We start from the raw sequence: 20,452 nt of genomic DNA on the forward strand, positions 1-20,452 counted from the left end.
GCCGAGCCCGCCCCACGACTCCTCGCCCGTCCGGTCGAAGCGCCCGCCCCGGACGGGCGAGGGTTCCATCGCAGGCCCGATCGACACCCATCCCCCATCTCCCATGAGTGAACGGAAGACCCGGCCCCGGAAACAGGAGAACCCTATGGCTCGACGCAGCAGATTCCTCACTTTAGCGGCGGTACTGGCCACCCTGCTCGGCGCGCTCGGCGTGAACCTCCTGCTCGGGCAGGGGCGGGCCGAGGCGCACGGTGTGGCGATGATGCCCGGCTCCCGCACCTACCTGTGCCAGCTGGACGCCAAGACCGGCACCGGCGCCCTCGACCCGACGAACCCGGCCTGTCAGGCCGCCCTCGACGAGAGCGGCGCGACGGCGCTGTACAACTGGTTCGCCGTGCTCGACTCCAACGCCGGTGGCCGCGGCGCCGGTTACGTGCCGGACGGCACCCTGTGCAGCGCCGGCGACCGTTCCCCGTACGACTTCTCCGGCTACAACGCCGCCCGTGCGGACTGGCCTCGGACGCACCTGACGTCCGGGGCGACGATACCGGTGCAGTACAGCAACTGGGCGGCCCACCCGGGTGACTTCCGGGTCTACCTGACCAAGCCCGGCTGGTCGCCCACGTCCGAGCTGGGCTGGGACGACCTGGAACTGATCCAGACGGTGACCAACCCGCCGCAGCAGGGCTCGCCGGGCACCGACGGTGGCCACTACTACTGGGACCTCGCGCTGCCCTCGGGCCGCTCGGGTGACGCGCTGATCTTCATGCAGTGGGTGCGTTCGGACAGCCAGGAGAACTTCTTCTCCTGCTCGGACGTCGTCTTCGACGGTGGCAACGGCGAGGTCACCGGCATCCGCGGTTCGGGCAGCACCCCGGACCCCGATCCGACACCGACCCCGACCGACCCGACGACTCCGCCGCCCACCCACTCCGGTTCCTGCATGGCCGTGTACTCCGTGGAGAACTCCTGGAGCGGTGGTTTCCAGGGCTCCGTCGAGGTGATGAACCACGGCACGGAGCCGCTGAACGGCTGGGCCGTGCAGTGGCAGTTGGGCAGCGGGACCACGCTCGGCGGCGTGTGGAACGGCTCGCTGTCCAGCGGCACCGACAGTACGGTCACGGTCCGCAACGTGGACCACAATCGCGTCGTGCCACCGGACGGCAGCGTGACCTTCGGCTTCACCGCCACTTCCACGGGCAACGACTTCCCCGTGGGCACGATCGGCTGCGTGGCGCCCTGACAGGTCGGGGTGAGCCCTGACGCGGTGGAAGAGGTCGGTGGGGCCCTGCGAGGGGTCCCACCGACCTCACGTGCCGGTTACAAATCGCTCAACCCCTGGTTGCGACGCGGTGATCGGGCCACGATGGGGCCATGACTCTGGCCCAGCGCGCCTTCGAGCGGCTGCAAGCCTGGCCCGACCTGTCCGCAGGTCCGGCCAGTTGCGGAACCGGACGGGCGCTGCACTCCGTTCGTGTCGAGATCGTCCACTTCCACTCGGGCCGGGACGTGGACCTCCACCTCACCCTCCGGGCCATCCAGCGTTTCCAGTACGACTTCGGCGGCTCCAGCGCCATCCGGCTGGTCCCGGGCTCCCGTTGGGTGACCGTGCACCTGGACTGCGACACGGACGTCGACCTGCTGCTGAGCCTGGTGAGCATCGCACTCAAGGCCCATCAGAGCCGGCCCCCCACCGACCTGCCCTCGGGGTGCAACTTCCACCGCGTCACGGTGCTTCCGCGCTCCGCGGCCGGGGAGGCCTGAGACCGACCGCGGCGAGGGCCGCGCCGAGCACGCAGAGAACGCCGGTGACGATCACGGCCACGTGGACACCGTTCATGAACGCCTGCCCGCTGCCTTCCACCACGGCGGCCCGCAGCCCGGCCGGCATGTCGCCGGAGACGGGCGACACGCCCATCGCGACGGCGTCCTTGGCTTCGTTCAGACCGTGGGCCACGGCCGGGGGCACACCCGCGTCGGTCAGTTCGCCGGTGAGGCCGGCACCGGCCTTCGCGCTGATCAGGGAGACCAGCACGGAGGTGCCGAGCGCGCCGCCGATCTGCAGCGTGGTCGCCTGGAGACCGCCGGCCACGCCGCCGTCCCGGACGGGGGCGTTGCCCACGATGGCGTCGGAGGAGGCGGACATCACCATGCCGACGCCCAGGCCGAGCGCGACGAACGGCGGCCACATCGTGGCGTAGGAGGAGTCGGTCTGCCAGGTGAGCATGCCGAAGCAGGAGACCGCCTGGAGCAGGGTGCCCAGCGGCATGGTCAGCCGGGGTCCGAAGCGCTGGGTCAGCGCCGCGCCCAGGGGCGAGGCGACCAGCGAGGCGAGGCTGAGCGGAAGCGTCCGCACGCCCGCCTCGACCGGCGTGAGACCGCGCACGTTCTGCAGGTACAGCATGACGAAGAAGATCACGCCGAGCATGACGAAGAAGTTCAGCGCGGTGATGACCGCGCCGATCGTCAGCGCACGGCTGCGGAACAGGCGCATCGGCAGCAACGGGTGCTCGACGCGGGTCTCGTACCGGCCGAAGACGAGCAGGAGCACGAGACCGGCGGCGACGGAGCCGAGGGTGCCGGCGGAGGTCCAGCCCCAGGTCTCGCCCTTGACGACGCCGAAGACCACGGCCAGCAGGCCGAGGGCGAGCAGGACCAGGCCGGGTATGTCGAAGCGTTCCCGGCCGGCGGCGTTGCGGCTCTCCGGCAGGACGAGGGCGCCGAAGACGATGGCGACGACCCCGATGGGGGCGTTGATGTAGAAGACCGACTCCCAGTCGACGTGCTCCACGAGGAGGCCGCCGACGATGGGCCCGAGGGCCGTCGCGACGGCGGAGACCATGGCCCAGATGCCCACGGCCATGCCGAACTTCTTCGGCGGGAACACGGAGCGCAGCAGTCCGAGGGTGTTGGGCATCAGCAGTCCGCCGAAGACGCCCTGGAGCGCGCGGAAGACGACGACGCCCTCGATCGAGCCGGACAGTCCGATGGCGACGGAGGCGAGGGTGAAGCCGGCGACGCCCACGAGGTAGTAGGTGCGCCGGCCGAACCGGTCGCCGAGCTTGCCGCCCAGGATGAGGGTGGCGGCGAGCGCGAGCAGGTAGGCGTTGGTCACCCACTGGAGTTGGGCGGTCGACGCGTGCAGGTCGCTGCCGATCCGGGGGTTGGCGATGGCGACGACGGAGCCGTCGAGCTGGACCATGAACAGTCCGAACGCGACGGCGAGGAGGGTCAGCCACGGGTTGGACCGCGGCCGGCCGGCCGCCGGCGGGGCGGTCTCGGCCGCGGGCATGGTGGGGTGATCCACGGACGTGGACGGCATGGGTGAGCCTTCTTTTCCGGATTCAGGGGTGGCGCGGGGAGAGGCAGGGCGGCCCGCGGGGGCACGGCGATGTGCCGGCGGCCGACGGGGACGCCTGGGCCGCCTGGGCCGCCTGGGCCGCCTGAGAGCTGCCCGGCCCGTCAGCGGGCGGCGGGGTGGAGGTGCCGCGTCAGCGCGTCGAGGGCGTCCAGGGCGGAGCCGAGCGCGCCCTGCTGGCCCTCGGTGAGGGAGGTCAGGGCGTCGCGGATGAACGCCGTCTCCAGTTCCCGCACCTCGGACAGCCGCTCGCGGGCCGTGGCCGTCAGGTGGAGGTGGGCGACCCGCTTGTCGGCGCTGTCCTGCCTGCGTTCCAGATCGCCCTGCTCGGTGAGCTGGGAGACCAGGGCGCTGACGTTGTTGGGCTTCATCAGCAGGGCCTCGGCGGCCTCGCGCACCGTGGCGCCCTCGTGCCGCGCGACGAACCGCAGGAGGGCGAGCTGGCCCTCGGGGGGCTTGGGGTGCGGGTACCGGGCGGCGACCTGTCGGTCCAGCGCCCGGTGCAGCGCGGGAAGGCACGCCGCGAGGCCGGAGGCCACGCGGTCGATGTCCCGGCGAGGGGCGTTGGAGTCGGTCACCCGCGCACAATAGATATGAGCAGATAGGTATGTCAAAGGAGGTGTCGAAGGAGGTGCCAAGGGAGGTAATACGCGGCCACCACCACTGCCAACGCCCGAGCCGCGCGCAGGCGCGCAACGCACTCGCAACCTTCCCTGTGCTGGCATGCGCGGTATGGGCGACACATACGAGGAGACCCCGCGCGTCGAGCTGACCCCCGAGGCCTCCGTACTTCTGCGGCGGCTCCGTGAGGCGCACGGTCCGCTGATGTTCCACCAGTCCGGCGGCTGCTGCGACGGCAGCGCCCCCATGTGCTATCCGGCCGGCGAGTTCCGCACCGGCGCCGCGGACGTCCTGCTCGGCGAGCTGGCCGTCGACGGCGTCGACGAGCCCGTCGAGTTCTGGATGTCGCGCAGCCAGTACGAGGTGTGGAGCCACACCCGGCTGATCGTGGACGTCGTCGCGGGCCGGGGCAGCGGCTTCTCGCTCGAGGCACCCGAGGGGGTGCGCTTCCTGATCCGCTCTCGCCTGATCGACGCCTAGAGCCGCCCGGTTACGGTCTGAGGCTGCCCACGATGTCCGCCGTGGCGGTCAGGCCGCTGCTGATGGTCGGGGCGATGCTGGTGCTCGCCAGGTAGAAGCCGAGCAGCAGGCACACCAGCGCGTGCGAGATCTTCAGCCCGCCGTTGCGCAGGAAGATCACCGCCAGGACGGACAGCAACAGCACCACAGAGATGGAAACGGCCATCGTGAACCTCCTCCGCCACGTCCACTTCGCGGCGTTCGGCCGTAAGTGTGGCGTAGCGGAGGGTTCGTCCGGGCGGCTGACCTGTCCTCCGAACGAGTGGTGTTCCGGCGGTGCCCTACGCGTCCCGGTGGGCGTCGAGGAACGCCTCGAGACCCGCGAGGTCGTCGGTGTTGAGATGGTCGACCCCGGCGGCGAGCAGTTCGGCCCACACGGCGTCCCGGGCGGGACCCGCCACGTCGGGCGTGGCCCACAAGCGCACCCGCTGCCCGCGGGCGTGTGCGGCGCCCACGATCTCCCGCAGCCTGCGCCGCTCGGCGGCCGGGAAGGTGCCCACGCCCTGCCAGGTGAAGTTGAGCGTCCAGTTGTCGCTGATCAGCGGGACGAAGGAGGCCGGTGCGGCGGTGCCGAGGTCGGTGAGGCGGCCGTCGTAGAAGGCCCGGCGGGTGCGCTGGGCCTCCATCGGCGCGCGGGCGGCGCGGTCGCCGGAGATCACGGCGGTGACCGCGCCGGGGAACACCCGTCCGTGGGCGTAGGAGGTGAACAGGTGCCGGTAGGGGCGCAGTCGGCGGTCGAGTTCGAGGTACGTCGACTCGCCCTCGGTCTTGATGTCGATCAGGAGTTGCAGGGAGCCGCGGTCCCGCCGGTACACCCGGCCGTGCCCCGCGCGGACGCGGGCGGCGAGCGGGTCCAGGTAGAGCGACTCCAGGGTGCGGGACGGGTCCAGGTCCTCGGGGTCGTGGGCGACCAGGAGTTGGCCGTCGACCAGGTAGATGTCGGCTTCGACGCTGCCGAAGCGGTGGTCGAGGGCGTCCAGGAGCGGACGGGTGTGTTCGTAGTCGTTGTGGGCGTGGGCACGCCACAACGGGCGCGGCCCGCGCCTGCCTTCGTTCGCCAGCGCGGTGCCGGCGGGCAGGGCGACCGCGCCCGCGAGGGCGGCGCCGAGGGTGGTGAGGGCTCTGCGTCGGGTGGTGAGGGCCATGCTCTGCCTCCCTGGAAGTGCCGTACGGGACGCCTGTGAGTATGGGGGCCCGGTGGCCTCGGGGAGCAGAGCCGTGCGGTGAGTTGGCCGGACCGCCGCCGGTCGTTCACTTCGCCGGCGCGCGGGTGGCACGGGAATCCAGCACGGGAAATGCCCGCCCCCTGGGGGACGGGCACTTCCCGGTCGGGTGGACGGCTCGTCAGGGGGCCCGCAGGTCGACCAGTTCGGCCAGCGCCTCGCGGTGGGTGCCCGTCGCGCCGTAGGCGATCGAGTCGGCCTTGGCCCGCTTGAGGTAGAGGTGGACCGGGTGTTCCCACGTCATGCCGATGCCGCCGTGCAGTTGCAGCGCCTCCTCGGCGGCGTGGACGGCGACCTGGCCCGCGTAGGCCTGGGCCACGGCGACGGCCACGTCGGTGTCCGCGCCGGTCGCCAGGGCGTCGGCCGCGCCCCGGGCGGCGGCGCGCAGGCCCGCCACCTCCAGCCACAGCCGGGCGAGCCGGTGCTTGAGCGCCTGGAAGCCGCCGACCTGGCGGTTGAACTGCTTGCGCTCCTTGAGGTAGCGAACCGTCTCGGTCAGCAGCCAGTCGGCGAGGCCCAGTTGCTCGGAGGCGAGCAGTCCGGCACCGGCCCGCAGGGCGCGGCGCACCGCGGGTCCGGCGTCGCCGAGCCGGCGCCCGGCCACTCCGTCGAGGGTCACCCGCGCCACCGGCCGGGTGAGGTCGAGCGACGTCTGCGGGACGACGGTCACGTCGGCCGAAGGTACCGCGTACAGGCCCCCGTCGTCCGCGGGCACGAGCAGCACGTCGGCGAAGGACGCGTCGGCGATGCCCGTCAACTCGCCGTGCAGCGCGCCCGCTTCGACTCGCGCGCGCACAGCGGCGCCGCCCGGCGCGACGTGCAGCCCGACGGCCAGCGCGGCGACGGTCGTGGCGGACGCCAGCTCGGCGAGCAGGTCGTCGGCGCCGCAGGCCAGCAGCGCCTCGGTGGCGACGACGGCGCTGGTCAGATACGGCACCGGCGCGACGGCGCGCCCCAACTCCTCCAGGACCACGGCCGCTTCCCGGTGGGTGGCGCCCTGACCGCCCAGCTCCTCGGGGATCAGCAGGCCCGCGAGGCCCATCGAGTCCGAGAGGGCCTTCCACAGCGGCACGTCGTGCGCGGCGCCCGACTCGGTGCGGGCGATGACGCCCGCCGGGTCGCAGTGGTCGGTGAGCAGGTCCCGGACGGCGGCGCGCAGTGCCGCTTCCTCCTCCGAGTAGAGCAGAGCGGGTTCCGGCTGTGCGCTCATCGGGCGAGGTCCTTCCATGCGACGTCCTTGTCGGTGCGCGGTTCGGCGGGCAGGCCCAGGACGCGCTCGGCGACGATGTTCAGCAGGACCTCGCTGGTCCCGCCCTCGATGCTGTTGCCCTTGGAACGCAGGTAGCGGTACCCGGCGTCGCGGCCGGTGAAGTCCACCAGCTCGGGGCGGCGCATGGTCCAGTCGTCGTAGAGCAGGCCCTCCTCGCCGAGGAGTTCCACCTCCAGGCCGCTGATCTCCTGGTTGAGGCGGGCGAAGTTCAGCTTCATGCCGGCGCCCTCGGGACCCGGCTGGCCGGCCACCAGCTGCTGACGCAGGCGGACGCCGGTGAGGCGGGCGACCTCGGCCTCGACCCACAGGCCGAGCAGCCGCTGGTGCAGGTCGTGGGTGCGCAGGTCGGGGCGGTCCCGCCAGGTCGCGGCGACCTTGCCGATCATGCCGCCCTCGCGGGGGATCGGGGTGCCGCCGATGGCGACGCGCTCGTTGTTGAGCGTGGTCTGCGCGACCCGCCAGCCGTCGCCGACCTCGCCGAGGCGGCGGGAGTCGGGAATGCGGACGCCGGTGAGGAACACCTCGTTGAACTCGGCCTCACCCGTGATCTGGCGCAGCGGCCTGACCTCCACCCCGGGGTCGGTCATGTCGCACACGAAGTACGTGATGCCCCGGTGTTTGGGCAGGTCCGGGTCGGTGCGGGCGATGAGGATGGCCCAGCGGGCCAGGTGCGCGCTGGACGTCCACACCTTCTGCCCGTTGACGACCCAGTCCTCGCCCTCCCGGACGGCCCGCGTGCCGAGCGCGGCCAGGTCGGACCCGGCACCCGGCTCGCTGAACAGCTGGCACCAGACCTCCTCGCCGGTCCACAGCGGGCGCAGCAGCCGGCGCTTCTGCTCGTCCGTGCCGTACTGGAGGATGGTCGGGGCGGCCATGCCGAGGCCGATGCCGATGCGCCGGGGGTCGTTGTCGGGCGCGCCCGCGGCCGCCAGCTCGGCGTCCACGACGGCCTGGAGGGAGCGGGGGGCGCCGAGCCCGCCGAGCCCCTCCGGGTAGTGCACCCAGGCGAGTCCGGCGTCGAAGCGGGCCCGCAGGAAGTCCAGGCGGTCCGTGGCGGCCGGTGGGTGAGCGGCCAGCAACTCTTTGGTGCGGGCGCGCAGTTCGGTCGCGTCGGTCATGCGGCGGCTCCCCTCTCCGGCTTCTCCAGCTGCTCGGGTACGACGGCCACCCGGCCGGTCGTCCTGCCGTCGGCGACGCGCTGCACGGCGTCCGCCGCCCCGGCGAGCGGCACCCGTTGGCTCACCAGCGGCTTGACGGCGCCGCGCGCGGCCAGCTCGGTGAGCTGCTCGTGGCAGTGCCGGACCAGCTTCGGGTTCTTGGTGTTGTAAAGGCCCCAGTGCAGACCGAGGATCGCGTAGTTCTTCACCAGGGCGTGGTTCAGCGCGGCGCTGGGGATCGTGCCGCTCGCGAAGCCGACGACGACGATCCGGCCCTCGAAGGCGACGACCTTGGTGGACTGGGTGTACGCCTCGCCGCCCACCGGGTCGTAGACCACGTCGGCGCCCCGGCCGCCGGTGGCCTCCTTCACGGCCGCGATGACGTCCTCGCCGCGCCGGTCGACGACCACGTCGCAGCCCAGCTCGCGGGCGACGGCGGCCTTCTCCGGGCCGCCGACCACGCCGATGACGGTGGCGCCGGCCGCCTTGCCGAGCTGCACGGCGGCGCTCCCCACGCCGCCCGCGGCGGCGTGGACGAGCAGGGTCTCGCCGGCCTCCAGCCGGGCCCGGCGGTGCAGGCCGAACCAACCGGTCTGGTAGCCGATGTGCAGGGCGCCGGCCTCGGCGTCGTCCAGGGCGTCCGGGGCGGGCAGCAGGGCGCGGGCGTCCGCGAGCGCGTACTCGGCGAAGCCGCCGTGGGGCAGCGCCGGGTTGGCGAGTACACGCCGCCCGTCCTCGGTCTCGCCGCAGATCTCCACGCCGGGCGTGAACGGCAGCGGCGGCCTGACCTGGTACTGGCCCCGGCACATCAGGGCGTCCGGGAAGTTGATGTTCGCGGCGCGGACCCTGAGCAGGACCTGGCCCTCGCCGGGCGTCGGCGGCGCCACGTCCACGAGGCGCATCACCTCGCCCGGCTCGCCGTTCTCGTGCACCTGCCATGCCTGCATGCGGGGCCTCCACCGACTGCGTCGTCCGACCGGGTCACTCGCATACTAAGCGGTCGCTTGCTCTAGGGGGAACAGTTCACGGCCAGTCGTCCCGTCAGGACCCTGCTTCCCGCGACGACCGCGCGGCGGGCCGCGCCCGTACGTGCATCCGCTCCCCCTGCGGCCCGAAGAGGCTGAGGAACTCGGCCGGCCCCTCCCCCGTCGACCCGAACCAGTGCGGCACCCGGGTGTCGAACTCGACGGCCTCCCCCGCCGACAGCACCACGTCGTGCTCGCCGAGCACGAGCCGCAGGCGGCCGGAGAGGACGTAGAGCCACTCGTACCCCTCGTGGGTGCGCGGGTCCGGCTCCTCCCGGCGCCGGGGCTCCAGCACCTTGAACGCCTGGAGCCCGCCCGCCTGGCGGGTGAGCGGCCAGTGGGTGCGGCCGTGGCGCACGATCGGCTCGGACCGCACCCGGGGGTCGCCGACCGGCGGGGCGCCGACCAGTTCGTCCAGCGGCACCTGGTGGGCCTGGGCGATCGGCAGCAGCAGTTCGAGGCTCGGTTTGCGCAGCCCCGACTCCAGCCGCGACAGGGTGCTCACCGAGATGCCGGTCGTCTCGGACAGGGCCGCCAGGGTCACCTCCCGCTCCTTGCGGACCTGGCGCAGCCTCGGTCCGACACCGGCGAGTACATCGTCAGCAGTCGTCATGTGCTTATTGCAGAACCGGCAAATATGTTTGTCAATCCCGAGATGCCGAGCGACCTTCTACGTGGAGGTGGTCACCATGACCCAGCACAAGGATCCGCAGGACCTGTCCGGGAAGTACGACGTGGTCGTCGTCGGCGGCGGCGCGGCCGGGCTCTCCGCCGCGCTCGTCCTGGGCCGCTCACGGCTGCGCACCCTGGTCGTCGACGCCGGTGAGCCGCGCAACGCGCCCTCGGCCCACATGCAGGGCTACCTGACCAGGGACGGCATGTCCCCCGCCGAGTTCCTGGCGCTCGGCCGCGAGGAGATCGCGCGCTACGGGGTGGAACTGGTCCGCGACCGTGCGGTGGACGTGTCCCGGCGCGAGTCCCGGGGCGAGTCCCGGGGCGAGTCCCGGGGCGAGTCCCGGGGCGAAAACTTCGCCGTGGAGCTGGCCGGCGGACGCACCGTCCACGCCCGTCGGCTGATCGTCACCACCGGGCTCGGGGACGAGCTGCCGACGGTGCCCGGGGTCGCGGAGAGGTTCGGGCGGGACGTGCTGCACTGCCCGTTCTGCCACGGCTGGGAGGTGCGCGACGAGCGTTTCGGCGTCCTCGCCACGACCCCGCTCAGCGTGCACCAGGCGCTGATGGTGTCCGGCTGGTCGGACGACGTGACCCTCTTCCTGCACACGGTCGCCGAGGACGAACTGTCCGACGACGACCTGCGCCGGCTCGCCGCGGCCGGCGTGAAGGTGGTGCCCGGCGAGGTCGCGGGCCTGCGGGTCGAGGAGGACCGGCTCACCGGGGTCCGGCTGGCGGACGGCACGGTGCACGAGCGCTCGGTGGTGTTCGTCGCCCCGAAGCCCGTACCGCGGACCGGTCTGATGGAGCGGCTGGGCGCGGAGCTCCAGGAGTCCCCGTTCGGCGCCTACCCGGTGGTGGACCCGACGGGCCGCACCACGGTCCCCGGTGTGTGGACCGCCGGCAACGCGATGGGCTTCGGCGAGCAGGTCGTGCACGCGGCGAGCGGCGGCTACCGGGCGGCGGCCGCGATCGTCGGCGACCTGATCATGTCGGACCTGGACGCGGCCGTCGCGGGGTGAGGGCCACCGGTCCGCCGAGCCCGCGGGGTGTGCCCGGGCCCGCTGCGGTGCACCATGACTGCATGCTGCTTGCCCGGTTGGCCCAGGTGTCCCGGGAGGTCGCCGCCACGTCGGCGCGGTCCCGCAAGACCGTCCTGCTCGCGGAGCTGTTCCGCGAGGCGGAGGCGGAGGACGTACCGGTCGTCATCCCCTATCTGGCGGGACGGCTCCCCCAGGGCCGGATCGGGGTCGGCTGGAAGGTGCTGAGCCGCCGGGTCGCCCCGGCCGCCGAACCGTCCCTGACCGTGCGGGAGGTGGACGCACGGCTCACCCGGCTCGGCGCGGTGTCCGGCGCCGGTTCGCAGGCCGAGCGGGCCCGGCTGGTCGGCGAGCTGATGGGCGCGGCCACCGAGGACGAGCAGCGCTTCCTGATCGGTCTGCTCACCGGGGAGGTCCGGCAGGGCGCCCTGGACGCGGCCGCCGTCGAGGGCCTGGCCGCGGCGACCGGGGCACCACCGGCGGACGTGCGGCGGGCGGTGATGCTCGCCGGCTCGCTCCAGACGGTGGCCGAGGCCCTGCTGGCCGACGGACCCGGCGCACTGGAGCGGTTCCGGCTCACCGTGGGCCGCCCGGTCCTGCCGATGCTGGCGCACAGCGCCTCCTCGGCCGCCGAGGCGGTCGGCAAGCTGGGCGCCGCGGCCGTGGAGGAGAAGCTGGACGGCATCCGCGTCCAGGTGCACCGCGACGGCGACACCGTGCGGCTCTACACCCGCACGCTGGACGACATCACCGGACGGCTCCCCGAGGTCACCGCGGCGGCCCTCGCGCTGCCCGGCGAGCGGTTCATCCTGGACGGGGAGGCGATCTCCCTCGACGAGAGCGGACGCCCCCGTTCCTTCCAGGAGACCGCCGGACGGGTCGGCTCCCGTACGGACGTGGCGACGGCCGCGCGGTCGGTCCCCGTCTCCGTGGTGTTCTTCGACGCGCTGTCCGTCGACGGCCACGACCTGCTAGACCTGCCGCTGACCGAGCGGCACGCGGAGCTGGCCCGGCTGGTCCCCGAGCCCCTGCGGGTGCGGCGCACGCTGGTGCACGGGCCCGAGGAGACCGGCGCGGCGAAAGAGTTCCTCGCCGAGGCGCTGAGGCGGGGCCACGAGGGCGTCGTCGTCAAGGGGCTAGACGCCGCCTACAGCGCGGGCCGGCGCGGCGCGTCCTGGCTGAAGGTCAAGCCCGTCCACACGCTCGACCTGGTCGTGCTGGCCGCCGAGTGGGGCCACGGCCGCCGCACCGGCAAGCTCTCCAACCTGCACCTGGGCGCCCGCACCGCCGACGGCTCCTTCGCCATGCTCGGCAAGACCTTCAAGGGCATGACCGACGCGCTGCTGACCTGGCAGACCGAGCACCTCCAGGAGTTGGCGGTCGAGGAACACCCCTGGGGAGTGGAGGTGCGCCCCGAACTCGTCGTCGAGATCGCCTACGACGGCCTCCAGCGCTCCACCCGCTACCCGGCCGGCGTCACCCTGCGCTTCGCCCGCGTGGTCCGCTACCGGGAGGACAAGCGCCCCGAGGACGCGGACACCGTCGACACCCTGCTCGCCGCGCACCCCGGGGTCGCCCCGTGAGGCGCAGCGCGGGCCTGCTGCTGCACCGGGGCGGCCCCGGCCCAGAACTCCAGGTGCTCCTCGGTCACATGGGCGGCCCGTTCTACACCCGCCGGGACGCAGGCGCGTGGACGGTCCCCAAGGGCGAGTACGAGCCGGAGGAACCGGCCTGGGAGGCGGCCCTGCGCGAGTTCGAGGAGGAGCTGGGGCTGCCGCCGCCCACGGGCGGGGCGGTCCCGCTCGGCGAGGTCCGGCAGGCGGGCGGGAAGGTCGTCACGGTCTGGGCCGTCGAGGCCGACCTCGATCCGGCGACGGTCGTTCCGGGGACCTTCCGCATGGAGTGGCCGCCGAAGTCCGGCCGCATGCAGGACTTCCCCGAGCTGGACCGGGTGGCGTGGTTCGCGGTCGACCGGGCGCGCGAGGTGATCGTGAAGGCGCAGACCGCGTTTCTCGACCGCCTGGCTGAGCACTCGCACTGACGACGACATACGACGGAAGGCGACGCGCTCCGACGAGGGCTGCCGCGTTGCGGCACCGCACGGCGCGCGCCAAGGTCGAAGCACGAGTCTGCACCCAGGGAGGTCGGCCATGCCCATCGCGACGGTGAACCCGGCGAACGGCGAGACGCTCAGGACGTACGAGGCCATGGGCGAGGAGGAGATCGAGCGCCGGCTCGAGCTCGCGGAGGCCACCTTCCGCACGTACCGGACCACGGGGTTCTACGAGCGGGCCGGGCTCATGCGCCGGGCCGCCGATCTTCTGGAGGCGGACCAGAAGGAGATCGGCAGGGTCATCACCACCGAGATGGGCAAGCCGGTCAAGCAGGCCCGCGCGGAGGCCGCCAAGTGCGCCAGGGCGATGCGCTGGTACGCCGACCACGCGGCGGAGCTGCTGGCCGACGAGGAGCCCGCCGAGTCCGACGTGAAGGACTCCGGCGCCTCCCGGGCCCTGGTTCGCTACCGGCCACTGGGTCCGGTGCTCGCGGTGATGCCGTGGAACTTCCCGCTCTGGCAGGTGATCCGGTTCGCGGCGCCCGCGCTGATGGCGGGCAACGTCGGGCTGCTCAAGCACGCCTCGAACGTGCCGCAGACCGCCCTGTACCTGGAGGACCTGTTCCACCGGGCGGGGTTCCCCGAGGGCTGTTTCCAGACCCTCCTCGTCGGTTCCGCCGCGGTCGACGACATCCTGCGCGACGAGCGGGTGCGGGCCGCCACCCTCACCGGCAGCGAGCCCGCCGGCCGCGCGGTCGCCTCGACCGCCGGGGAGATGGTCAAGAAGACGGTGCTGGAGCTGGGCGGCAGCGACCCGTTCGTCGTCATGCCGTCCGCCGACGTCGACCGGGCCGCGCAGGTGGCGGTGACCGCGCGCACGCAGAACGCGGGGCAGTCGTGCATCGCCGCCAAGCGGTTCATCGTGCACACGGACGTGTACGACTCCTTCGTCGAACGCTTCACCGAGGGCATGAAGGCGCTGAAGGTCGGCGACCCGATGGAGGAGGACACCGAGGTCGGTCCGCTCTCCAGCGAACAGGGCGTGAACGACGTGGTGGAGCTGGTCGACGACGCGGTGCGCGGCGGCGCGAGCGTGCTGTGCGGCGGCGAACGCCCGGACGGGCCCGGCTGGTACTACCCGCCGACCGTGCTGGCCGACGTCACCCGCGAGATGCGCATCCACCGCGAGGAGGCCTTCGGCCCGGTCGCCACGCTGTACCGGGTGGCCGACCTGGACGAGGCGGTGCTGATCGCCAACGACACTGACTTCGGGCTCAGTTCCAACGTGTGGACGCGCGACGACGCCGACGTGGACCGCTTCGTACGGGATCTGGAGGCGGGCGGCGTGTACGTCAACGGGATGACGGCCTCCCATCCGGCGTTCCCGTTCGGCGGGGTCAAGCGGTCGGGCTACGGGCGTGAGCTGTCCGGGCACGGAATCCGCGAGTTCTGCAACATCACCACCGTATGGCACGGAGCGTGAGCCTTCCGCGACTACGATCCCCTTTGTGAACCGCGAAGTGACCCTGCCTCTGATCGTCGACGACCGCGGCACGCTCCAGGTCGCCGCGTCCGACGTGAGCAAGCTGCTGCGCACGGTGGGCGGACGGTGGCTGCGGCTGGTGGAGAGCGGCGAGGAGAGCCTGGACGAGGACACGGTCGCGGCCCTCACCATCGAGCTGGCCAAGCTGGCCGACCGGATCGACGTGGCGTGCATCGCCCACAGCAGCGGCCCCTCCTCGTGAGGCCCTTCCCCGAGACGGAGTAACCCGGCGAGAGATCGCCGTGCCGATGGGTGATCGTGGACGGGCACCCCTGAAAAGGTGCGGCACTTTCCAGCCGGGGGGCGCAAGCCTTCCGCGAGGCGAAAGCAGGCACGGTTCATGGCGACTTTGTGCAGACCCTCGGTGTCCGTCCCGGAGCACGTGATCACGATGGAGGAGACGCTGGAGCTGGCGCGCGAGCGCCACACCGACCATCCCCAACTGCCGCTGGCCCTCCGGCTGATAGAGAACACCGGGGTCCGCACCCGGCACATCGTGCAGCCCATCGAGGAGACCCTGAGGCACCCCGGCTTCGAGGACCGCAACCGGATCTACGAGCGCGAGGCGAAGGCCCGCGTCCCGGCCGTGGTCCAGCGGGCCCTCGACGACGCGGAGCTGCTCACCACGGACATCGACGTGATCATCTACGTCTCGTGCACGGGCTTCATGATGCCCTCGCTCACGGCGTGGCTGATCAACGAGATGGGCTTCGACAGCACCACGCGGCAGATACCCATCGCCCAGCTGGGCTGCGCCGCCGGGGGTGCGGCGATCAACCGGGCCCACGACTTCTGCACCGCCTATCCGGAGGCCAACGCGCTCATCGTGGCCTGCGAGTTCTGCTCGCTGTGCTACCAGCCCACCGACATCGGTGTGGGCTCCCTGCTCTCCAACGGCCTGTTCGGCGACGGCATCGCCGCGGCCGTGGTCCGCGGCCGGGGCGGCACCGGCGTGCGCCTGGAACGCAACGGCTCGTACCTGATCCCCAAGACCGAGGAATGGATCATGTACGCCGTGAAGGAGACCGGTTTCCACTTCCTCCTGGACAAGCGGGTGCCGGCCACCATGGAGCCGCTCGCACCGGCGCTCAAGCAGCTGGCGGGCGAACACGGTTGGGACGCCTCCGACCTGGACTTCTACATCGTGCACGCGGGCGGTCCCCGGATCCTGGACGATCTCAGCAAGTTCCTCCAGGTCGACCCGCACGCGTTCCGGTTCAGCCGGGCCACGCTCACCGAGTACGGCAACATCGCCAGCGCCGTCGTCCTGGACGCGCTGCGCAGGCTCTTCGACGCCGGCGGTGCCGAGGACCGGGCACGCGGGCTGCTGGCCGGTTTCGGTCCCGGCATCACCGCGGAGATGTCCCTGGGCTGCTGGCAGACCGCGGACGTGCGGCGGGGCGTGCGGCAGGACGTGACACGGGGCGTGGCACGGGGCGTGACGCGGAGTGTGAGGCAGCCATGAGCGAAGAAACGATTCCTCAGACCGTGCCGCCGGTACGGGACTGGCCGGCCGTCGACCTGCCCGGCACCGACTTCGACCCGGTGCTGACCGAGTTGATGCGGGAGGGCCCCGTCACCCGTGTCTCACTGCCCAACGGCGAGGGCTGGGCCTGGCTGGTGACCCGGCACGACGACGTCCGCCTGGTCACCAACGACCCGCGCTTCGGCCGCGAGGCGGTCATGGACCGGCAGGTCACCCGGCTGGCGCCGCACTTCATCCCGGCGCGCGGCGCGGTCGGCTTCCTGGACCCGCCCGACCACACCCGGCTGCGCCGCTCGGTGGCCGCGGCCTTCACCGCCCGGGGCGTGGAGCGCGTGCGCGAGAGGTCCCGCGGCATGCTCGACGAACTGGTCGACGCGATGCTGAGGGCCGGCCCGCCCGCCGATCTCACCGAGGCCGTGCTGAGCCCCTTCCCCATCGCGGTGATCTGCGAGCTGATGGGCGTCCCGGCCACCGACCGGCACTCCATGCACACCTGGACCCAGCTCATCCTGTCCTCCTCGCACGGCGCCGAGGTCAGCGAGCGGGCCAAGCAGGAGATGAACGCCTACTTCGCCGATCTCATCGGGCTCCGCTCGGACAGCACCGGCGAGGACGTCACCTCGCTGCTGGGCGGCGCCGTGGGCCGGGGCGAGATCACCCTGGAGGAGGCGGTGGGGCTCGCGGTCCTGCTCCAGATCGGGGGCGAGGCGGTCACCAACAACAGCGGGCAGATGTTCCACCTGCTGCTGAGCCGCCCGGAGCTGGCCGAGCGCCTGCGCTCCGAACCGGGGATCCGCCCCCGGGCCATCGACGAACTGCTGCGCTGGATTCCCCACCGCAACGCCGTCGGGCTGTCCCGGATCGTCCTGGAGGACGTGGAGATCAGGGGCGTGCGGCTCCGCGCGGGCGACGCGGTCTACGTGTCGTACCTGGCCGCCAACCGCGACCCCGGGGTCTTCCCCGACCCGGACACGATCGACTTCGACCGCAGCCCCAACCCGCACGTCTCCTTCGGCTTCGGCCCGCACTACTGCCCCGGCGGCATGCTGGCCCGCCTGGAGTCGGAGCTGCTCGTCGACGCGGTCCTGGACCGGGTGCCCGGGCTGAAGCTCGCGGTGCCGCCCGAGGACGTGCCCTTCAAGAAGGGTGCGCTGATCCGTGGGCCCGAGGCACTGCCGGTGACCTGGTGAGCGGGCTCGTGGCGGCGGCGGAGGGCCTGCTGGTGCCGCCGGGCCACGGCCGGGTGGTGCAGGCGCCGGCCCAGCACGTGACCTTCAAGGTGACCGGTTCGCACTCGCGCATGGCCTCCACCTTCGAGGTGATCGTGCCACCGGGCTTCGACGTCGGCGCCCATGTGCACACCCGCAGCGAGGAGCTGTTCTACGTGCTCGAGGGCGAGCTGGACGTGCTCGCCTTCGAACCGCGCATCCGCACGCCCGACAACTGGCGGACGTGGGAGTCGACTTCGGGCAACCGGGTGGTCCGCGCCACCCCGGGCACGGTCATCGTCGTACCCCCCGGCTGCCCCCACGCCTTCGCCAACCCGACGGACGAACCGGCCAAGATGTTCTTCCAGGCCAGCCCGCCCCCGGACCACGAGCGCTACTTCGAGGAACTGCTGGAGATCCTGGGCGACGGGGGGCCGCCGGACCACGAGGCCATCGAGGCGCTGCGGGCCAAGTACGACATCGAGCAGCTCACGCCCCTGCGACACGGTTAGCGGATCGGCATGCCCGCCAACGTGCGCGCGATCACCAGCCGCTGGATCTCGCTCGTGCCCTCGAAGATCGTGTAGATCGCGGAGTCGCGGTGCATCCGCTCCACCGGGTACTCGCGCGTGTAGCCGTTGCCGCCCAGGATCTGGATCGCCTGGGCGGTCACCTTCTTCGCGGTCTCGCTCGCGAACAGCTTGGACATCGATCCCTCGGCCGCCGTGAACGGCTTGCCGTTGATCGCCATCCAGGAGGCCCGCCACACCAGCAGCCGCGCCGCGTCGATGGACGTCCGCATGTCGGCGAGCTGGAAGGCGATGCCCTGGTTGTCGATGATCGGGCGTCCGAACTGCTCCCGCGTCTGCGCGTACTCCAGCGCCACCTCGTACGCGGCCCGGGCGGTGCCCACCGCCATCGCGCCGACCGCCGGGCGGGACGCCTCGAAGGTGGCCATCGCGGCGTTCTTCACCCGCTCGCCGCCCTTCTTGGCCTTCTCCCGGGCGCGGGCCAGGCGGGCGTCCAGCTTCTCCTTGCCGCCGAGGAGGCAGGAGCCGGGGACGCGCACGTTGTCGAGGACGACCTCGGCGGTGTGCGAGGCGCGGATGCCGTGCTTCTTGAACTTCTGCCCCTGGGACAGTCCCGGGGTGGCCGGCGGGACGATGAAGGAGGCGTGGCCCTTGGAGCCCAGCTCCGCGTCGACGACCGCGACGACGACGTGGACGTTGGCGATGCCGCCGTTGGTCGCCCAGGTCTTGGTGCCGTTGAGGACCCACTCGTCCTTGGCCTCGTCGTACACGGCACGCGTGCGCATGGAGGCCACGTCGGAGCCGGCGTCGGGCTCGGACGAGCAGAAGGCGGCGACCTTGACGTCGTTGGCGTCGCCGTACATCTGGGGGATCCAGGTGCCGATCTGCTCCTCGGTGCCGTTGGCGAGGACGCCGACGGCGGCGAGGCCGGTGCCGACGATCGACAGGGCGATGCCCGCGTCGCCCCAGAACAGCTCCTCCATCGCCATGGGGATGCCGAGGCCGGTGGAGTCGAAGTACTGCTGGGCGTAGAAGTCGAGGGAGTAGATACCGACCTTGGCGGCCTCCTGGATGACCGGCCAGGGAGTCTCCTCGCGCTCGTCCCATTCGGCGGCCGCGGGGCGGATGACGTCGGCCGCGAAGCCGTGCAGCCAGTCCCGGACCTCCTTCTGTTCGTCGCTCAGCTCCATGGTGAACTCGGCCATGTCCCCTCCAGTGACGCACGTGCATGTTACTTGCGGTAACCTCGAGTCTGTTACCGGCGGGTAGGAAAAGTCAACTCCCGGGACCCCCTCGCCCTCCCGTTCGATGTCACGTGCCCTGTGAGTGTTAGTTTGCGCAGGCGTCACCGAAACAGCACGGGTGGGGAGAGCACATGAACACCACACAGCGGACCGATCAGCAGACGTCCGCCGACCGCAGACGGCGCGAGCTGCTCGAGGCCGCCGACCGGGTGGTGCTGCGCGACGGTCCGCACGCCTCGATGAACGCCATCGCCGCCGAGGCCGGCATCACCAAGCCGATCCTGTACCGCCACTTCGGCGACAAGGGCGGACTCTACGCCGCCCTCGCCGTCCGGCACACCGACGCCCTCCTCGCCTCGCTGCGGGCCGCCCTGGACGCCCCGGCCCAGCGGCGCCAGCGCGTCGAGGCCACCCTGGACACCTATCTGGCGGCCATCGAGGCACGCCCTCAGGTGTACCGCTTCCTGATGCATCCGGCGGAGGGCGTCACCACACCCGCCGACCAGGCCGACCAGGGCTTCGACGTCGGCAAGCACTCGGCGCCGCTGCTGCGCCGCATGGGCGAGGAGCTGGCCCAGGTCATCGAGGAGCGCCTCGACGTCGGACCGGGCACGCAGCAGCTGGCCCGGGTGTGGGGGCACGGGATCGTCGGCATGATGCACGCCGCCGGGGACTGGTGGCTGGGCGAACGCCCCTGCCCCCGGGAGGAATTGGTCCGCACCCTGGCCGACCTGCTGTGGGGCCGCCTCGCCGAGGCCGGCGACAAGGCGGGCGGCCCGGGCTTCTGACCCCCCGGTCGCTCCGCGCCCCGGTTCTCGTCGGTGGTCCCGCTCAGCGGTGCCAGGACGCCCGTGCCACCTGTCGCATCAGCTTCCGGTGGCGCCGGCCGGTAAGGCGGTCGGCGTAGACCCGCCCCTCCAGGTGATCGCACTCGTGCTGGAGGCACCGGGCGAAGAACCCCGTCCCGCGTACGGTGACCGGTTCCCCGGTCACCGTGAAACCGGTCACGACCGCCTCGTCGTGACGCTCGGTCCCGGCCTCGAGGCCCGGCAGCGACAGACAGCCCTCCGGCCCGCGCACCACCACCCCGCCGGTCTCGACGAGCCGCGGGTTCACCACGTGCCCGAGGTGCCGCTCGTCCTCGTCGTCCGGGCAGTCGTACACGAAGACGCGCACCGCCTCGCCGATCTGGTTCGCGGCCAGACCCACGCCGTGGGCGGCGTACATGGTCGCGAACAAGTCCTCCACGAGCGCCGCGAGTTCCGGTCCGAAGTCGGTCACCTCGTCGCAGGGGGCGTGCAGGACGGGATCGCCGAGGAGGCCGAGGGAGCGGACGCGCCCGTGGGCGCCCGGGATGGAGCCGTGTCGCATGACGGTCAGAGTAAGGTCCCTGTGTTCCCCGGCGGCTCGCGCCCACCGCCAGAACCTCGTGGCCGGTGCCGCGATTCGGGAGTGCGAACGGATCTCGATAGGCTGAGGTCCACACCACGTGGCCGTCAGGCT

General features: G+C 72.3%; 22 protein-coding genes. 12 read left to right on the forward strand and 10 right to left on the reverse strand.

Translation table 11 applies throughout. The annotated features are described in order from the left end of the window. The first annotated feature begins 145 nt into the window (after window positions 1-145). Window positions 146-1,243, forward strand: a complete 1,098-nt coding sequence (locus tag ACGH7X_RS05935; protein ID WP_399882332.1) for a lytic polysaccharide monooxygenase — start codon at window positions 146-148, stop codon at window positions 1,241-1,243. A 131-nt stretch (window positions 1,244-1,374) separates the two neighbouring features. Further along, window positions 1,375-1,764: a luciferase family protein gene (locus ACGH7X_RS05940; protein ID WP_399882334.1), complete on the forward strand. Its 390-nt coding sequence runs from the start codon at window positions 1,375-1,377 to the stop codon at window positions 1,762-1,764. On the opposite strand, the gene ACGH7X_RS05945 is transcribed toward ACGH7X_RS05940, so the two are convergent. Beyond that, on the reverse strand, window positions 1,727-3,322 hold the full coding sequence (locus ACGH7X_RS05945) for an MFS transporter (RefSeq protein ID WP_399882336.1): 1,596 nt from the start codon (window positions 3,320-3,322) through the stop codon (window positions 1,727-1,729). The genes ACGH7X_RS05940 and ACGH7X_RS05945 overlap by 38 nt on opposite strands. 140 nt (window positions 3,323-3,462) lie before the next feature. After that, window positions 3,463-3,936 (reverse strand): MarR family winged helix-turn-helix transcriptional regulator, encoded by a 474-nt coding sequence (locus tag ACGH7X_RS05950; protein ID WP_399882338.1) that lies wholly within the window; start codon window positions 3,934-3,936, stop codon window positions 3,463-3,465. 154 nt (window positions 3,937-4,090) lie between these two features. Here ACGH7X_RS05950 and ACGH7X_RS05955 point away from each other — a divergent pair, with 154 nt between their 5' ends. Further along, a complete protein-coding gene (locus ACGH7X_RS05955) occupies window positions 4,091-4,459 on the forward strand; it encodes a DUF779 domain-containing protein (RefSeq protein ID WP_399882340.1) in 369 nt (122 codons plus the stop codon). Between the two features lie 10 nt (window positions 4,460-4,469). Here ACGH7X_RS05955 and ACGH7X_RS05960 read toward each other — a convergent pair whose 3' ends face one another. The 6 genes from ACGH7X_RS05960 to ACGH7X_RS05985 form a co-directional block, all read right to left on the reverse strand. After that, window positions 4,470-4,664: a hypothetical protein gene (locus ACGH7X_RS05960; RefSeq protein ID WP_399882342.1), complete on the reverse strand. Its 195-nt coding sequence runs from the start codon at window positions 4,662-4,664 to the stop codon at window positions 4,470-4,472. 115 nt (window positions 4,665-4,779) lie between these two features. Beyond that, window positions 4,780-5,643, reverse strand: coding sequence for a phosphatidylinositol-specific phospholipase C/glycerophosphodiester phosphodiesterase family protein (locus tag ACGH7X_RS05965; RefSeq protein ID WP_399882343.1), 864 nt, complete (start codon window positions 5,641-5,643; stop codon window positions 4,780-4,782). A gap of 199 nt (window positions 5,644-5,842) precedes the next feature. Further along, window positions 5,843-6,931 carry an acyl-CoA dehydrogenase family protein gene (locus tag ACGH7X_RS05970; RefSeq protein ID WP_399882345.1) on the reverse strand — a complete coding sequence of 363 codons (1,089 nt, stop codon included), beginning with the start codon at window positions 6,929-6,931 and terminating at the stop codon, window positions 5,843-5,845. Further along, window positions 6,928-8,109 (reverse strand): acyl-CoA dehydrogenase family protein, encoded by a 1,182-nt coding sequence (locus tag ACGH7X_RS05975; protein WP_399882347.1) that lies wholly within the window; start codon window positions 8,107-8,109, stop codon window positions 6,928-6,930. Before ACGH7X_RS05975 ends, ACGH7X_RS05970 begins: the two co-directional genes overlap by 4 nt. Then, window positions 8,106-9,095 (reverse strand): NADPH:quinone oxidoreductase family protein, encoded by a 990-nt coding sequence (locus ACGH7X_RS05980; protein WP_399882349.1) that lies wholly within the window; start codon window positions 9,093-9,095, stop codon window positions 8,106-8,108. The genes ACGH7X_RS05975 and ACGH7X_RS05980 overlap by 4 nt, the downstream gene beginning before the upstream one ends. Window positions 9,096-9,189: 94 nt before the next feature. Beyond that, window positions 9,190-9,786: a helix-turn-helix domain-containing protein gene (locus ACGH7X_RS05985; protein ID WP_399882351.1), complete on the reverse strand. Its 597-nt coding sequence runs from the start codon at window positions 9,784-9,786 to the stop codon at window positions 9,190-9,192. 76 nt (window positions 9,787-9,862) lie between these two features. On the opposite strand from ACGH7X_RS05985, the gene ACGH7X_RS05990 reads away from it, so the two are divergent. From ACGH7X_RS05990 to ACGH7X_RS06025, 8 genes are all read left to right on the forward strand, one after another. Then, entirely contained in the window at window positions 9,863-10,867 is a 1,005-nt protein-coding gene (locus ACGH7X_RS05990; protein ID WP_399882353.1) for an NAD(P)/FAD-dependent oxidoreductase, read from the forward strand. Window positions 10,868-10,929: 62 nt separating this feature from the next. Continuing rightward, complete coding sequence (locus ACGH7X_RS05995; protein ID WP_399882355.1) at window positions 10,930-12,468, forward strand: ATP-dependent DNA ligase; 1,539 nt, start codon at window positions 10,930-10,932, stop codon at window positions 12,466-12,468. Then, entirely contained in the window at window positions 12,465-12,926 is a 462-nt protein-coding gene (locus tag ACGH7X_RS06000; RefSeq protein WP_399882357.1) for an NUDIX domain-containing protein, read from the forward strand. Before ACGH7X_RS05995 ends, ACGH7X_RS06000 begins: the two co-directional genes overlap by 4 nt. Window positions 12,927-13,035: 109 nt before the next feature. After that, window positions 13,036-14,421: an NADP-dependent succinic semialdehyde dehydrogenase gene (locus ACGH7X_RS06005; protein ID WP_399882359.1), complete on the forward strand. Its 1,386-nt coding sequence runs from the start codon at window positions 13,036-13,038 to the stop codon at window positions 14,419-14,421. A 25-nt stretch (window positions 14,422-14,446) separates the two neighbouring features. After that, window positions 14,447-14,683 carry a DUF6213 family protein gene (locus ACGH7X_RS06010; protein ID WP_399882361.1) on the forward strand — a complete coding sequence of 79 codons (237 nt, stop codon included), beginning with the start codon at window positions 14,447-14,449 and terminating at the stop codon, window positions 14,681-14,683. A 78-nt stretch (window positions 14,684-14,761) separates the two neighbouring features. After that, entirely contained in the window at window positions 14,762-15,946 is a 1,185-nt protein-coding gene (locus ACGH7X_RS06015; RefSeq protein WP_399882363.1) for a type III polyketide synthase, read from the forward strand. Further along, window positions 15,943-17,157 (forward strand): cytochrome P450, encoded by a 1,215-nt coding sequence (locus ACGH7X_RS06020; RefSeq protein ID WP_399882365.1) that lies wholly within the window; start codon window positions 15,943-15,945, stop codon window positions 17,155-17,157. The genes ACGH7X_RS06015 and ACGH7X_RS06020 overlap by 4 nt, the downstream gene beginning before the upstream one ends. Further along, entirely contained in the window at window positions 17,154-17,687 is a 534-nt protein-coding gene (locus tag ACGH7X_RS06025) for a cupin domain-containing protein (protein ID WP_399882367.1), read from the forward strand. Before ACGH7X_RS06020 ends, ACGH7X_RS06025 begins: the two co-directional genes overlap by 4 nt. Here ACGH7X_RS06025 and ACGH7X_RS06030 read toward each other — a convergent pair. After that, a complete protein-coding gene (locus ACGH7X_RS06030) occupies window positions 17,684-18,910 on the reverse strand; it encodes an acyl-CoA dehydrogenase family protein (RefSeq protein ID WP_399882369.1) in 1,227 nt (408 codons plus the stop codon). The genes ACGH7X_RS06025 and ACGH7X_RS06030 overlap by 4 nt on opposite strands. A gap of 170 nt (window positions 18,911-19,080) precedes the next feature. Here ACGH7X_RS06030 and ACGH7X_RS06035 point away from each other — a divergent pair, with 170 nt between their 5' ends. After that, window positions 19,081-19,737, forward strand: coding sequence for a TetR family transcriptional regulator (locus ACGH7X_RS06035; RefSeq protein ID WP_399882371.1), 657 nt, complete (start codon window positions 19,081-19,083; stop codon window positions 19,735-19,737). 43 nt (window positions 19,738-19,780) lie between these two features. Here ACGH7X_RS06035 and def read toward each other — a convergent pair whose 3' ends face one another. Next, window positions 19,781-20,320: a peptide deformylase gene (def, locus tag ACGH7X_RS06040; RefSeq protein ID WP_399882373.1), complete on the reverse strand. Its 540-nt coding sequence runs from the start codon at window positions 20,318-20,320 to the stop codon at window positions 19,781-19,783. Window positions 20,321-20,452: the final 132 nt, after the last annotated feature.

The organism is Streptomyces sp. BBFR51, assembly GCF_044591655.1.
Taxonomy (GTDB): Bacteria; Actinomycetota; Actinomycetes; order Streptomycetales; family Streptomycetaceae; genus Streptomyces.